Origin of the sequence: Bacillus sp. SIMBA_031, from assembly GCF_046535225.1 — a bacterium.
Lineage (GTDB): Bacteria > Bacillota > Bacilli > Bacillales > Bacillaceae > Bacillus > Bacillus velezensis.
This window is the reverse complement of sequence record NZ_JAWRXC010000005.1, coordinates 126,543-141,321: the sequence shown is the minus strand read 5'-3', so window position 1 is coordinate 141,321 and position 14,779 is coordinate 126,543. Positions and strand designations below refer to the sequence as shown.

The 14,779-nt window shown below is 49.6% G+C and carries 7 protein-coding genes and 1 pseudogene; 4 read left to right on the top strand and 4 right to left on the bottom strand.

What is annotated here, in order from left to right:
* Nucleotides 1-6: 6 nt before the first annotated feature.
* Both srfAA and hxlR read right to left on the bottom strand, forming a co-directional pair.
* Nucleotides 7-10,761: a surfactin non-ribosomal peptide synthetase SrfAA gene (srfAA, locus tag SB724_RS14655; protein WP_410571703.1), complete on the bottom strand. Its 10,755-nt coding sequence runs from the start codon at nt 10,759-10,761 to the stop codon at nt 7-9.
* 591 nt (nt 10,762-11,352) lie between these two features.
* Nucleotides 11,353-11,715: a transcriptional activator HxlR gene (gene hxlR / locus SB724_RS14650; RefSeq protein ID WP_007409352.1), complete on the bottom strand. Its 363-nt coding sequence runs from the start codon at nt 11,713-11,715 to the stop codon at nt 11,353-11,355.
* 231 nt (nt 11,716-11,946) lie between these two features.
* Here hxlR and hxlA point away from each other — a divergent pair, with 231 nt between their 5' ends.
* The 4 genes from hxlA (at nt 11,947) to comJ (ending at nt 14,352) form a co-directional block, all read left to right on the top strand.
* Nucleotides 11,947-12,582 carry a 3-hexulose-6-phosphate synthase gene (hxlA, locus tag SB724_RS14645; protein ID WP_014416875.1) on the top strand — a complete coding sequence of 212 codons (636 nt, stop codon included), beginning with the start codon at nt 11,947-11,949 and terminating at the stop codon, nt 12,580-12,582.
* Entirely contained in the window at nt 12,579-13,136 is a 558-nt protein-coding gene (gene hxlB / locus SB724_RS14640) for a 6-phospho-3-hexuloisomerase (protein ID WP_410571700.1), read from the top strand. The genes hxlA and hxlB overlap by 4 nt, the downstream gene beginning before the upstream one ends.
* Before the next feature lie 358 nt (nt 13,137-13,494).
* Nucleotides 13,495-13,932 (top strand): NucA/NucB deoxyribonuclease domain-containing protein, encoded by a 438-nt coding sequence (locus SB724_RS14635; protein ID WP_003156588.1) that lies wholly within the window; start codon nt 13,495-13,497, stop codon nt 13,930-13,932.
* Between the two features lie 21 nt (nt 13,933-13,953).
* Nucleotides 13,954-14,352: a competence protein ComJ gene (comJ, locus tag SB724_RS14630; protein ID WP_007609299.1), complete on the top strand. Its 399-nt coding sequence runs from the start codon at nt 13,954-13,956 to the stop codon at nt 14,350-14,352.
* A gap of 40 nt (nt 14,353-14,392) precedes the next feature.
* Here comJ and SB724_RS14625 read toward each other — a convergent pair.
* Together SB724_RS14625 and SB724_RS14620 are read right to left on the bottom strand one after the other, a co-directional pair.
* Nucleotides 14,393-14,614, bottom strand: a pseudogene (locus SB724_RS14625) (family 1 glycosylhydrolase); the annotation flags it as partial.
* Nucleotides 14,536-14,730: a family 1 glycosylhydrolase gene (locus SB724_RS14620; protein WP_410571698.1), complete on the bottom strand. Its 195-nt coding sequence runs from the start codon at nt 14,728-14,730 to the stop codon at nt 14,536-14,538. The pseudogene SB724_RS14625 and the gene SB724_RS14620, both read right to left, overlap by 79 nt.
* Nucleotides 14,731-14,779: the final 49 nt, after the last annotated feature.

The window sequence follows — 14,779 nt, the reverse complement described above, 5'->3', positions numbered from 1 at the left end:
TTTCTGTTAGAGAATTTCCATTAATTTATCAAGTTCATCAAGCGTCAGATCATCATCGCCAAGATCACTAGGCGTAAGCTCAGATCCGTCTTGGGCCAAGCAGTGATCTATGATTTTCAGGAGGTACCCTTTAAAGCTGTCACTGAACGATTGAATGGTTTTTTCATGAAATTCGAGAGAATGATAGGCAAACGTCATCGTCATCTGCCCATTTTCTATAAATCCGACAATATCAAGCGCATTCGGCTTCTCTGTGTCAGGGCTCAGCGATTGCCCTGACGGCATCCCGGATCTTGTAAATAAACCGGAATCCGACATCTCATTAAACTGGCCTAAGTAGTTAAAGCTGATATCCGGATCAATCTCAAATGAAAGATTCTCTTTATGCTCAGGCGCCGTTACATAACGCAGAATGCCGTAGCCGACTCCTTTGTTCGGGATGTGTCTGATGTCTTCTTTCATTTGTTTCAGCTGATATGAAAGATCGTCGGCGTGCTTCATCTCAAGGATCATCGGATACATGCTCGTAAACCATCCGACCGTCCGGGTGATATTCAAGCCGTCAAGAATGTCTTCGCGCCCGTGGCCTTCCAAATGAACGCCGATCGTGTCTTCCCCCGTCCACTCTTTCAGCGCCAGTCCGAGCGCCGTGAGCAGGATGTCGTTCATTTCGGTGTGATAGGCTTCATGTACGTTTGTCGTCAGCTGTTCAGTTTGTTCAGGCGTCAGAGAGAAGCTGACTGTTCTCGTATGTCTCATGCGCTGATCACCAGACTGCCTGTCTTTCGGAAGCTGAGTGCATACCTCTTTTTCCTCAAGCTCTCTCCAGTAATCCGCTTCTTTCAGAAACGCCTTCGTATTTGCGTATTCTTTGATTCTCTCAGCAAATTCGGCGAATGAATGTGTTTTCGGCGGCAGCGCCGGTTCATTGCCTTGCTTCAGCTGCGTATAAACGGACGTGAAATCCTCCAGTAAAATCCGCCAAGATACACCATCCACGACTAAGTGATGGATTGCGAGAAGAAGGTGGTCTCCATCTTCAGCCCGGAAGAGCCCGGCCTTCAAGAGATGTCCTGTTTCCAGTGAAATACTGCTTTGAAGACGGTCTGCTTCCCTTTCGATACGGTCCTCATGGTCTTCAGCAGGTCCGTTCAGCTCAAAGACGTTCAGTTCAGCAGACGCATCCTCAAGCCCTCTGTAATACGGTTTTTGTTCACGATAAATCATCCGGAGCGCATCATGGTGCACCGTCAGGACATGTAATGTTTTTTCTGTTATCTCCGGATCAAAGCCGTCTTTCGCGTGAAGCATGACGGATTGGTTCCAGTGGTGTTTGTCCGTGAAGTTTCGTTCAAAGAACCAGCGCTGGATCGGCGTTAACTCCGCTTCGCCTTCGACAGGGCCCTGGTCGGCCTGCTTGCCTTCCGTCCGCTCCACATAAGAGACAAGCTCTTCGATGGTCGGATGCTGGAAGAGATCCTTCATCTCCAGCTTGTAGCCGTGCTGGTTCAGACGGCTCGCCATTTGGATGCCTTTGATCGAGTCGCCGCCGAGCGTGAAGAAATTATCGCTTACGCCGATCTGGTCAAGACCGAGCACTTCCTGCCAAATGTCTGAAAGCAGCGTCTCCATCTCCGTTTCCGGCGCTTTATATACGGCGCTTCCCGCTTCAATGTCAGGCGCCGGCAGGGCTTTTTTGTCAATCTTTCCGTTTGCGGTGACCGGAAGCTCGTCCATCTCCACCCAGAACGCCGGCACCATGTAGTCAGGCAGCGTGTCTTTCAGCGCGGCTTTGAGCGCTTCAATATCGTCCTGCCGAGGCGCGACATAGGCGCAAAGCGCGGTATTGCCCGCTTTGTCTTCCACCGCCGTCACCGCTGCGTCATGAACGTCCGCAAGCTGGGCGAGGCGGACTTCGATTTCTGAAAGTTCGATCCGGTAGCCCCGCACTTTGACCTGCTGGTCGATACGGCCGATGTATTCGATGCCGCACTGCGCGTTCCATTTGACGAGGTCGCCGGTCCGGTACATGCGCTCGCCGGGCACGAACGGATCTGCGGTAAACCGCTTCGCCGTTTCTTCTTCACGGTTCAGGTATCCGCGCGCAAGACCGCGGCCGGCCACACACAATTCACCGGCAATGCCTTCCGGCTGTACCTGATCGCCGTCGCCGAGAATATAAACTCTCGTATTGGCAATCGCCCGTCCGATCGAAAGCGATCCTTCCTCCGGATTGATGACGCCGCTGGTCGCGACGACGGTGTTTTCCGTCGGGCCGTAGTTGTTGACGATCGTGTACGGCTGTTTCACCGCCCGCTTCAGCTTGTCGCCGCCGACGAGAAGCATGCGGAGAGAGGTATTTTCCAGCTCCATAAATTGTTCGGCCAGCTGCGTCGGCAGGAAGGTGATGGTCACGCCGTTCTCCTCGAAATAGTGATTTAAGCGGGTGATATCCAGCCGGATCGCTTCGTCAATGACGTGAAGCTCCGCGCCGATGGTCCATGTCGGGAACATTTCCCAGATGGAGGCGTCAAAACCGAAGCCCGCGTATTTGGCGCTTTTATCATCCGCCGTCATGGCGAATGCGTCGTGATGCCAGAAGCACAGGTTCACCAGCGCATGGTGTTCGACCATGACACCCTTCGGCTGTCCGGTCGTTCCTGACGTGTAAATCATATAAGCGAGATGATCCGCCGTTGTTTCCGTCTGCGGGTTCGCTTCATCGTTTTCATCAAGCGGCAGGCTCAGAATGGAGCGGCCGCCGTCAAGCAGGATCGTTTCTCCTTTGTAGCTTTCCGGCACGTCCAGCGCTTCCTGTGTGAGAAGAAGCTTGGCGCCGCTGTCCTGCAGAATGTAGCTGATCCGCTCTTCCGGGTATTCGGGATCAATCGGCACAAATGCCGCGCCCGCTTTCAGGACGCCGAGTACGCCCGCGGTCATTTCCAAGGACGGTTTCGTCAAAATGCCGACACGTTCGTCAGCCGTGACGCCGCAGTCCATGAGGATACGCGCGATGCGGTTCGCCCTTGCGTTCAGCTCGCCGTACGTCCATTTCGCGCCGTTGTATGCCGCGGCCGGCCGGTTCGCGTGGCGGGCGGCCGTTTCTTCAAAGAGACGGTGAACCGTTTTGTCCCTCGGCACAGAAATTGTTTTTCCTTTCCATGCGTTGAGGAGAGCTTGTTTTTCTGTTTTATTCACCAATGAAAGCTCAGAAAGCTTCGCAGCCGGATTTTCCGCTGCGGCTTCTAACAGTTGAAGCCAGTAATGCTTCCATGTCTCTGCCGTTTCCGGTTTAAACAGCCCGGTGTTATATTCAAGCACAAACGTTAAGCCTTCGTCTGTGTCCTCAGCCGTCATTGTCAGGTCAAACTTGGCTGTTTTTCTGTCAAACGGATGGTGCTTCAGCTCAATTCCTTCCATGACCAGATCTTCAGCATTTGCGTTTTGCATTGAGAATACCGCATCGAACAGCGGATTTCGGCTCGTATCACGCTGCACCTCAATCTTTTGCAGAAGGTCCTCAAGCGGATAATCCTGCGCATCAAATGCACGTAAAGCGGTTTGTTTTACTTCTTCAAGATAATCTGTGAACGTTTTGTCCGCTTCCGGATACGACCGAAGCGCGAGTGTATTCACAAACACACCGATGACGTTAGCGAGATCCGCATGTGACCGTCCCGCAACCGGAGAGCCGACAATAATGTCATGCTGTCCGCTCAATTTTGAGAGAAAAGCGCTGTATGACGCCAGCAGCACCATGTACATGGTAGAATCCGTTTGTTTCGCAAGACTGCGAAGAGCCGACGTCTGTTCCCCAGTCAGAGAAAAGACCAGCTTGTCTCCTTCAAAGGTTTGCACGGCCGGACGGCTGTAATCAGCCGGCAGCGTCAATACCGGAAGCTCGCCGTCAAGCTCCCGAAGCCAATGCTCCTCCTGCTTGCGGTACTGCTCTGATTGAATAAATTTCTGCTGCCATACCGCATAGTCTTTATAATGAATCCGGAGCGGCTCAAGCGTTTCGCCGCCATACAAGCGGGACAGTTCATCTATCAGCACGCCGACTGAAGCGCCGTCCGAAATGATATGGTGCATATCAAACAGCAGCAGGTGGTCATGTTCAGCCAGCTTGACCAGTCCCGTTCTGACGAGAGGAAGCTGATCCAGGCGGAACGGCCGGATAAAGCTCTGAATAATCCGTTCAGCATCTTCTTCAGAGGCTTCATAATATTCCATGTCGATATCAGCTTCCGCCCATATGCGCTGAACCGTTTCTCCATCCTTTATGTCAAATGTCGTTCTGAAGGCTTCATGACGTTCTGTCAGCTGTTTCATGACGGATTTCAGCTTTTCTGCATCAAGCTTTCCTTTTAAGCGGAGCACAGACGGCATGTTATAGCTTGTTTCAGCGCCTTCCAGCTGCTGAAGCACAAACATCCGCTTCTGCGGTGAAGAAACCGGATACGTTTCCCGCTCGGCAGCCGGTGCGATGCTCTCTGCCGTTTTCCGCTCAGCCCCTTCAATCAGCTGCGCCAGCCCCGCAGCCGTCGGAGAAGTGAACAGATCCTTTAAGGTAAGCTGCACGCCGAATGTCTTCTGGATAAGGGCCAGCAGTTTCATCCCTGCTAACGAGTGGCCCCCGATCTCAAAGAACTGATCATGGACGCCGACCCGCTCCATTTGCAGCACCTCAGCCCAAATATCCGCCAGTTTTTGTTCTGTTTCATTGCGCGGCGCCGTATATGACACGTCATTCGCTGCGGTCACATCCGGCATCGGCAGCGCCCGCCTGTCGATTTTTCCGTTCCCTGTAAGAGGCAGTTCATCCAATTGAATAAAGACGGACGGAATCATATAAGCCGGAAGATCCTTCTCCGTATGCTCCCTCAGCTCCCGGGAAGAGATTTCCCTGAGGCCGACAACATACGCGCAAAGAAGTTTGTCACCCGCGCCCTGATCCACAGCGAGCACAATGCATTCCTGAATCTGGTCATGACTTTGAAGCTGATGCTCAATTTCGCCAAGCTCAATCCGCTGACCGCGAATTTTCACCTGATGGTCGATACGTCCGATAAACTCGATATCGCCATTCGGAAGCCATCTGGCCAAGTCGCCCGTTTTATACATCCGTTCACCTTCCTTAAACGGATGCTTTACAAATTTTTCTTCCGTCAGTTCAGGGCGGTTGTAGTAGCCTTCTACGAGACCTTCCCCGCTGACGCACAGCTCTCCCGCGATACCCGCCGGCTGAATGCGTCCGGCTGAGTTCATGATAAAGACTTCCGTATTGCTGACCGGTTTCCCGATCGGAACGGAGAGCGTATCCTCTTCAATGACATCCACCGGATGGTATGTCGCAAACACCGTGCTTTCCGACGGGCCGTACATATGAAGCAGTCTTCCTTTTCCGACTGCCGCAAGCGCCTTTTTGACATGTTCTACAGACGCTCTTTCGCCCCCGAACATGATTTTCCGAAGCGTCGTCAGACAGGACGGCTCCATATCAACAAGCAGGTGGAACAGGGCCGTCGTAATCATCAGAATGCTGACGTTCTCCCGTTTGATCACACGGGACAGACGTGACATATCCAGCACCGTATCTTTCGGGACGATTACAAGCTTTGCACCGTTTAACAGCGAACCGAACATATCAAACATAAAAGCGTCAAAGACGTAGTTTGACAGACCGAGCACTGTGTCCTCTTCAGAAACGGTCAAATAGTTCGTGTTTTTTACCGTCCGCAAAATGTTGGCATGTGTGACGATGTTTCCTTTCGGCGTTCCCGTCGTGCCCGATGTATAAGTGAGATTGGCAATCGTTTTGGAATCAAACGGCAATGCTGGATTGCAAGAGTCCTTTTCATAGTTCGCCTCATCATCAGCAAGCACAATGACGCCTTGAAAACCGGCCTTTTCCGCAAGCAGCTTGAGGCTTTGCTGAGTCAGGAGCACATTCGCCCCGCTGTCGCGGAAGAAATGCTGAATCCGCTGAACCGGATGCTCAGGATCAATCGGCACATAGGCGGCCCCCGCTTTTAACACAGCCATAATGGAAACAATCATATCCATTGACCGTTCACACAGAACAGCCGCGGTTTTCCCGCCGCCTCCGACTGAAAGAATATGCCGCGCAAGCCTGTTGGCGCGTTCATTCAGCTGCTGATACGACAGGGTTTCCCCTTCGAACTGAAGAGCCGTCCGGTCAGGGTTCTTTCGGGCCTGTTCTTCAAAGATCTGCACGATCGTTTGCTCTTTCGGGTATACCGTGCGTTCCGGGTTGAACTGCTGTAATTGAGTCAAAGCCTCCCGTTCAGAAAGCAGATCATATTCGCTGATTTTCACATCCGGCTGAGCTGCCGCGCTCTCCAGCAGACGGACATAGTGCGCAAGCATGCGATCCGCAGTTGAGCGCTTAAACAGCTTCGTGCAATAATCCAAATCAAGCGCAAGGCCTTCCGCTGTTTCCCGAGCCTGCATGGTCAGGTCGAATTTGGCGATATTGAAGTTTGTTTCATGAAGAGACAGCGTCAGATTACCGATCTCCGGAATACCGTCCGAAGCATTTTGCAGACTGAACATCGTGTCAAATATCGGATGCCTGCTCATATCCCGGGGCACGTTCAGCTCCTCGGTCAGCCACTCAAACGGATAATCCTGATGAGAAAACGCATCCAGCACCTGCTTGCGCACATGACCTAACAAGCCGGCAAATGTCTGATCCTGCTTTACGGAGCTTCGCAGCGCGAGCGTGTTGACAAACATCCCGATAAGCCCCTCGGTATCAGAGTGATTTCTTCCCGCTGACGGTGTTCCCACGATGATGTCTTCCTGTCCCGAATAATTAGAAAGCAGCGTGTAGTATGCTGATAACAGCACCATGTAAAGGGTGGCTCCGTTTTTCTCGGCAAGCTTCTGCAGCCGTTCCCGCAGCATTTTCGGCAGCTTGGCGGACACGCGGTCACCTTCAAAGCTTTGCACCTGCGGCCGCGGATAATCAGGGAGCAGCTGAAGCACCGGCAGTTCGCCGCTGAAGACTTCTTTCCAGTACGCCCGCTCCTTCTTGTAGCCTTCTTTCGCCCGTTCCGCCTGCCATACGGCATAATCTTTATATTGAATGCGCAATTCAGGCAGCTGATTTCCGCCGTAGATGTCAGCCAGTTCCTTCAGCATGATGGAAATAGACACTCCGTCAGAAATCAGGTGATGCATATCAAACAGCAGCATATGGCAATTGTGACCGAGCGTTTGCAGGCCGATTCTGAACAGCGGCGCCTCAGATAAATCAAAACGGCGCACAAAGTCCTTCATGACCTGTTCATTCGTTCTTCCGCGCGCTTCGATCATTTCAATATGAAACGGAACATGTTCGTGAATCACCTGTCTCGGCGTGCCGTCCTCTGATTGAAACGATGTTCTGAGCGCTTCATGCCTGCTGATTAAGGCAGAAAATGCACGCTCAAGCTTTTCACGGTCTAAAGCGCCCTCAATCATGGCCGCAGCCGGCATGTTATATCCGACTCCCGCGTCTTCAAATTGGCTCGCGATATAAGTCCGCTGCTGAGCGAGCGAAAGCGGATAGCTCGCCTGCTTCTCAGCCGGCTCAATCGCACTGAATGCCGGTCCTTCGTTTCGGTTTTCCGCATAATCGGCAAGCGCTGCAATCGTCGGATGCTCAAACAAGTATTGCAGCGGAATTTCAACGCCCATTTGCTTATGAATTTTCGTCAGAAGCGTCATGGCCTTTAATGAATGACCGCCTGACTCGAAGAAATGATCATAAATGCCCGCCTTGTCCATTCCGAGGACTTCCTGCCAGATGACGGTGAGCATTTCCTCCGTTTCATTTCTCGGCGCGGCATATTCGGACGAGCTGACAGCCTGCACATCAAGCGCAAACAGCTTTTTGCGGTCCGCCTTCCCGCTCGGCGTGAGCGGGATTTCGTCCGTTTTTGTAAAGTAAGCGGGCACCATGTAATCAGGAAGGTGCTTTGACACATACTCTCTGTACTCGGCAGGGTGAAACTCGGTTCCTTTTTCCTGAACGATATATGCGCAGACATCTAAGCTGCCCTGCTGATCCGGCCGTGCCAGCACGACGGCCTGCGCCGCGCCCGGAGCTTTTCTGAGCACCGTTTCAATTTCTCCCAGCTCAATGCGGTAGCCGCGGACTTTCACCTGATCATCTTCACGGCCGATATATTCGATCGTCCCGTCCGGCAGCCAGCGCGCCATATCACCCGTGCGGTACATGCGGCCGCTTCCGTTAAACGGATCCTGCAAAAACTTCTCTGCGGTCAAATCCGGCAGATTTAAATAGCCGCGGCCTACACCGTCACCCGCGATATACAGCTCACCGGCCGTGCCGTCGGGCTGAAGCCGCTGGTGCTTATCCAATATATACAGACGGGCGTTGCCGAGCGGTTTTCCGATCGGAACGTATGCCGCCTGTTGATTCATTCCGTTATCGGCTGACACCTGATGCACGGACGCATCTACGCACGTTTCTGTCGGCCCGTAGACATTCGTCAGACGCGGCGCCCTGCCCGATTGATGAAAGAGCGTCATCAGCTGCTCGGCAACAGCCGCGGACAGGCCCTCTCCCCCAATGAGCATGTGGCGCAATTCAATTCCGCTGACATCTCCCGCCGCAACCATCATCTGCAGATGCGCAGGCGTTCCGTCAGTGGCTTCAATCCGGTTTTGACGATAATAGTCCAGCAGTGCCGAGCCATTCGTCACAGTCGTTTTCGGCACGATATAAAGCGTCTGTCCCAAAAGAAGCGAGGCAAAAATCTGTTTGACGGACGCATCAAAATGAAACGGAGCCAAAAGCGCCATTCTTAACGTCTGCTCACCGCATTGATAAATCTCCTGCTGCAGTGATTGCACCAAATGATGAACTTGCCGGTGCTCAATCATCACGCCTTTCGGACGCCCCGTTGTACCTGACGTGTAGATGATGTAAGCCAGCCGGTCTGATTGTGTGCTGACACCGTCCGCAGCCGTCTCATACTGAACAGCCTCGTCAAAATCAATCCGTTCGGCATCCGTTGCAGGCGCCTGTATTCCGGCCTCCGTCAGAACAGCCTTCGCTCCGCTGTCCTCCAAAATGTACTGAATCCGATCCGCCGGAAAATCAGGATCTATCGGCACATAGGCGCCGCCCGCTTTCAAAATTCCCAATATTGCCGCAATGATACGCTCAGAACGGCCAAGCACCACCGCGACAGGAGAATCGGCTGATATCCCGGCTTGAAGAAGGCGTCCGGCAATACGGCCTGATTGTTCATGCAATGTGCGATAGGACAATGTTCGGCCTTCATACACAACCGCGGGTTTGTCAGACAGTGACTTCACTTTCTCTTCAAACAGCCCCGGTATCGTCATCTCCTTGCGGTAATTCACCGGATTGCCGGAGGCTCGTTTCAGCAGCCGCTCTTTCTCGGATTCAGAAAGAAGAGTAAGTTCATCAATTATGCGATCAGGAGATGAAATCGCATCTTCAATCAGCGTGATCAAACGTTCAGAAACAGATTCAATCTCTTCCCCCTTGAAAATGTCGCTGCGATAGTCAAAATCAATCGTCAATTTCCCGGTGTCCCATCGTTCCTTCACATGAATCGAAATATCATTTGTACCGCTTCCGCTGAAAATAGGGTCTGTCAGGAAGGACAGATTCTCTTTTTTCTGCCACTGCATCACCTGGTACTCCAGAGCCACCGTAAACAATCTGCTCAGCGAACTTTTCGAAGCGCGCAAATCATTGACAAGCAGGTTATACGGATACTTTTGGTGGCGGAGAATTTTCATCAGATCCTTCATCCGGCCTTTAACGAATTCCAAGAATGACTGTCCTCCGTCAACGCTTGTCCGCACAGGCACCGTAGATACGAACATCCCGAGCATCTGCTTTTCTTTCGCATTCGTCCGGTTTCCCATAAACGTACCCGTGACAACGTCATCCCGGCCGGTCACTTTGTAGAGATAAGTGATCAGAGCTGACTGGAACAGAGACAGTACGCTGACTTTATGCTCCTCGCAGAATGAATGAATGCGGCAATATAAGTCGTGAGGAATTTCTTGAGAAAACCGTTTCGCATCAAGACCCGCATCTGCCCGGCTCCGTTTCAGGGACACAAGCTCCGGCACGGTCTCAAACTGCCCGTTCCAAAAGTCCCGATCCTTCTTAAACCGCTTCGACTGCACATATTCCTGCTCTGTCAGCACGTGCTCGATAAAAGAAGGAATCTCCGTCTGTTCCCCACTTGTCCCGCCTGAAAGCTCCAAATAAATATCAGTAATCGCATTGCCCAGAATCGTCATGGAAATCCCGTCTGAAATAATGTGATGCACATTAGCGTAAAACCAGACCTCATTTTCACTGATCGTGTGCACGGAAAAACGGAATAAATCCTGATCATATAACGCCAGAGGCTTGCCAGCTTCTTCACGCCCCCATTTTGACAGCTCGTCCGCAGAGCAGCCGGCTTGCCTGATATCCGTGTGCCCGATAGAGAGCGGACGGTATTCGCTCACATATTGAACGGGCTCCCCCTCATCATCAAGCCGCAGACGGATTCTCATCGACTCATACCGCCGGACGAATTCCTGTATCGCTTTCTCAACGTAATGAGCCTGTACGCCGTCTTCAGAAATGAGTTTCCCGAACCCGGCTAGATTTGAAATACTTGTCTTCGGATAGAATTTTTCTGTATACCAGATACGTTTTTGAGCATTTGTTAACGGATAAAAAGTTATTTCCATATGTGTGCGCCTCCCCTTTTTAAGATAAAGTTGTCAATTCTCCCTTAGAAACAGCCTCCCTCTATGTCCCTAACTCATTCTCAAGCCAAAAGAACCACTTACCTCCAAAAACGATCCCGATTCAATCACCGCCGAAATCCGTCATCCGTTCACCCGCGCAGTCCGAAATGCGGCATCAAATTTATGAGAAATCAAGACAAAAAGCCATTGATTGTAAGCACGAAAGGTTTACCTATTTCTGCATGTATTTCTATATATCTACTTACGTTCACTTTATATGAAAATATTGTTTTTATCACCGAAAAATGGGTGAAAAGTTTCATGCGGCACACCGAAAAAAAATCCGACAAATCCAGAGGGTATTTTGCGGCATCCCGCAATTTATTTTCAAAAATATTATTTACGTAAAATTAAAAATCTTTAAACTATAATGAAAACCTGTCGAATATCCAGTTATGGCAGAATGAAAAAAATTTACGTACGTAAGCTGACCCGGAAAAAACAGCGCAAGAACCGAAACAGACAGTCCGAATGTTCTCAATATGATTTCATTAAACCGCAAAAAAAGCACTCTATTTTATATAGAGCACTTCAAAAAGATTCCTTTATTGCAGTTTTATCAATGTTGATTAATTCCATATAATCTTTTCCCCACTTATACATGGCGTCCAGAATCGGCATAAGGCTTTCTCCTTGCGCCGTTAAAGAATACTCCACTTTCGGAGGGACGACAGGGTAAACTTCCCTGTGAACGATCAGATCCTGCTCCAGCTCCCTGAGCTGATTCACAAGAATTTTGTGCGTAATATCCGGAATTAAAGCTTTCAGCTCATTAAACCGCTTCGTCCCTTCTTTTCCCAAGTGCCACATAATCAGCATTTTCCACTTCCCGCCTATCACGGCAAGCGTCAATTCCTTTTCGCAATTAAACGTTTTCTCATCCATTCGGCTCACGGACAATTCTCCTTCCTCTTACTTTTTGTACGGTCATCATCTATTCATACACGCTTACTTTTTCACACAACTTTCATCAGTTTATACTACCACGCAGTTTTGCTGAAACAAAGCGCATTGCCTGCGGGGACAGTATCCTCAAAGTAACTATTAGACTTCAAAGTGCGTACTTCTCAACATGCGGGGCACTCTATAGAATGGAAATACATGAAAAAGAGGAGTGAATATAAAGTGGAATTACAGCTGGCATTAGACTTAGTAAATATCCCGGAAGCAATTGAACTTGTGAAAGAGGTCGAACAATATATAGATGTTGTAGAAATCGGCACTCCCGTTGTCATTAATGAAGGACTGAAAGCCGTGCAGGAAATGAAAACAGCCTTTCCTCACTTGAAAGTGCTTGCCGATCTTAAAATCATGGATGCAGGCGGTTACGAGATTATGAAAGCGGCAGAAGCGGGAGCCGACATCATCACCGTTTTAGGAGCGACAGACGACTCAACAATCAAAGGGGCGGTTGCCGAAGCAAAAAAACAGCAGAAAAAAATCCTCGTCGACATGATTAACGTAAAAAACCTTGAAACACGGGCAAAAGAAATTGACCAACTCGGTGTTGATTATATTTGTGTTCACACGGGTTATGATCTTCAAGCAGAAGGAAAAAATTCATTTGAGGAGCTGACGGCGATTAAAAAAGCGGTCAAGAGCGCTAAAACCGCAATTGCCGGAGGCATTAAACTTGATACGCTTCCTGAAGCCATCAAACAAAACCCAGATTTAATCATTGTCGGCGGAGGCATTACGGGAGCTGACAATAAAGCGGATGCTGCTGCTAAAATGAAACAGCTGATCACACAAGGATCATGAAAACGACTGAATACTTACATGAAATACTAAATGATATATCCCGCACCGCAGCATTAATATCCGACAGTGAAGCTGACAAGCTTGCGGATCAGATTTTATCGGCAGATCAAATCTTCACGTCCGGAGCGGGGCGTTCCGGCTTTATGGCTAAAGCGTTCGCCATGAGGATGATGCACATCGGCCTGAACGCTTACATCGTCGGTGAGACGCTTACCCCTCCCCTCCAAGAAGGCGGTCTCGTCATCATCGGCTCAGGCTCAGGCGAAACAAAAAGTCTGCTTCATACAGCTGGAAAAGCCAAAAGTCTTAACGGTATCGTCACTGCATTAACGATTAACCCCGGCTCAAGTCTCGGCAAACTTGCGGATCTTACAATAACGATTCCCGGCTCTCCTAAGGAAGAGACCGGCGGAGACAGAAAGACGATTCAGCCGATGGGTTCTTTATTCGAACAAACTCTTCTGCTGTTTTACGATGCGGTTATTTTAAAAATCATGGAGAAAAAAGAATTGAATTCAGCAGACATGTTTACAAAGCATGCGAATCTGGAATGATTTGCTGACGGCCTTCTTATCAGATGGCCGTCTTTTTATCGTCTTGTTGCGCACGGTCATGCAGGCTAAGGTTTTCGGGTTGGACACTCGCAGACGAAGATATCCTGCCGGTGAGCTTATCGCTATAATAAGTCAATTGACGATGCGGCCGCAACCGTTCATTTCTGAATAGGGAAACGGCAAAAAACACTTTCTGATCGAATTTTTAATGAATAAAGTTGATTTGTGCGGATGGTTTTACAGATATTCAGCTGAATTGCGGCTGAGAAATATATTTTAACAGCTTTACAGCCGGCCGATTCTGCATTATTCTTGGACCAGCTTAACAGCAATTTATAACTGGAGGTGATTGATACTCTTGAAAACATTAAAAGCACTGCTGCTTGTTCTTATCATCATTGCCGGAGCAGTCGCGGCCCTGATCAAGGGTGATCTTTTCTCAGATAACGAGCAAACCGTTCAGAAGAGTGATTACGACAAGGTAATCCTATTTCCGTCCGATCGATATCCGGAAACAGCAAAGCATATTAAGGACGCGATAAAAGAAGGGCATTCCAGCATATGCACCATTGACAGAGACGGAGTACATAAGCGTCGTGAGCAATCTCTTAAACATGTACCTGTAAAAACGGGATACGATAGGGATGAATGGCCGATGGCTGTTTGTAAACAGGGCGGAAACAACGCCTCCGTAGAATATATTTCTCCGGCAGACAACCGCGGAGCCGGCTCATGGGTCGGACACCAGCTTACCAATGATCCCGACGGAACGAGAGTATTATTTAAAATCAAGTAAAAAAACAGGAGGAACAGCGCATTGATTAAATCATGGAAACCGCAAGAACTGGCCATTTCTTATCATCAATTTACAATCTTCCAAAAAGATTCAGAACCGCCTGTTATCGATTGGACCGATGAAGCCATTGAAAAAGGATATGCGGAAGCTGACGGAGCTGTTTCATTTGAGGCAAGGAGAAATACGAGGGCATTTATCGTTCTCAGGCTTAACACAAGTGAACCGGTACCATCCTATGAGAAAAAAGCGACTGTTCCCTTTGAGGCTGTAAAAGATGGAATTGAGATTGAAAGCGTGATGTCAAAGCGGCTTTTCTTTCATATTCCGAAAGGCCGATACAGCCTTACCTGTTATTCAGTGCCTGCCGAAATATCCGATCTTCATGCGGATACGTATATTATTGATGCAGCCGCAATGTAAAAGAAACCCCTGAGAGAATCATATTTCTCTCAGGGAACTTTTATAAACTTTTACCGTTTGTTTCAATTACATTCCGGTACCAATAAAAACTTTTTTTCCTGATCCGTTTCAAATCCCTTTCATCTTCTTCATCTCGATTGATATACACAAAACCGTAGCGTTTTTGATAGCCGTTCAGCCAGCTTAACAGATCCGTGAATGACCAGCTGCAGTAGCCGATGAGATGAACTCCTCCGTCACTAATAGCCACTCTGCACTGTTCACCCATACTGAAGGTCCTTTACCGTCTTTATCCCAGGCTCCTTCAGCCTGATAGGCAGACGAGGCTGCCCCCCATAGAAATGTATCAGGGAACAGGCCCTGTTTTTTATGTATCATGTGTTTCATCCTCCTGATGCCTATGATATTGATATACGTTATGAAACGC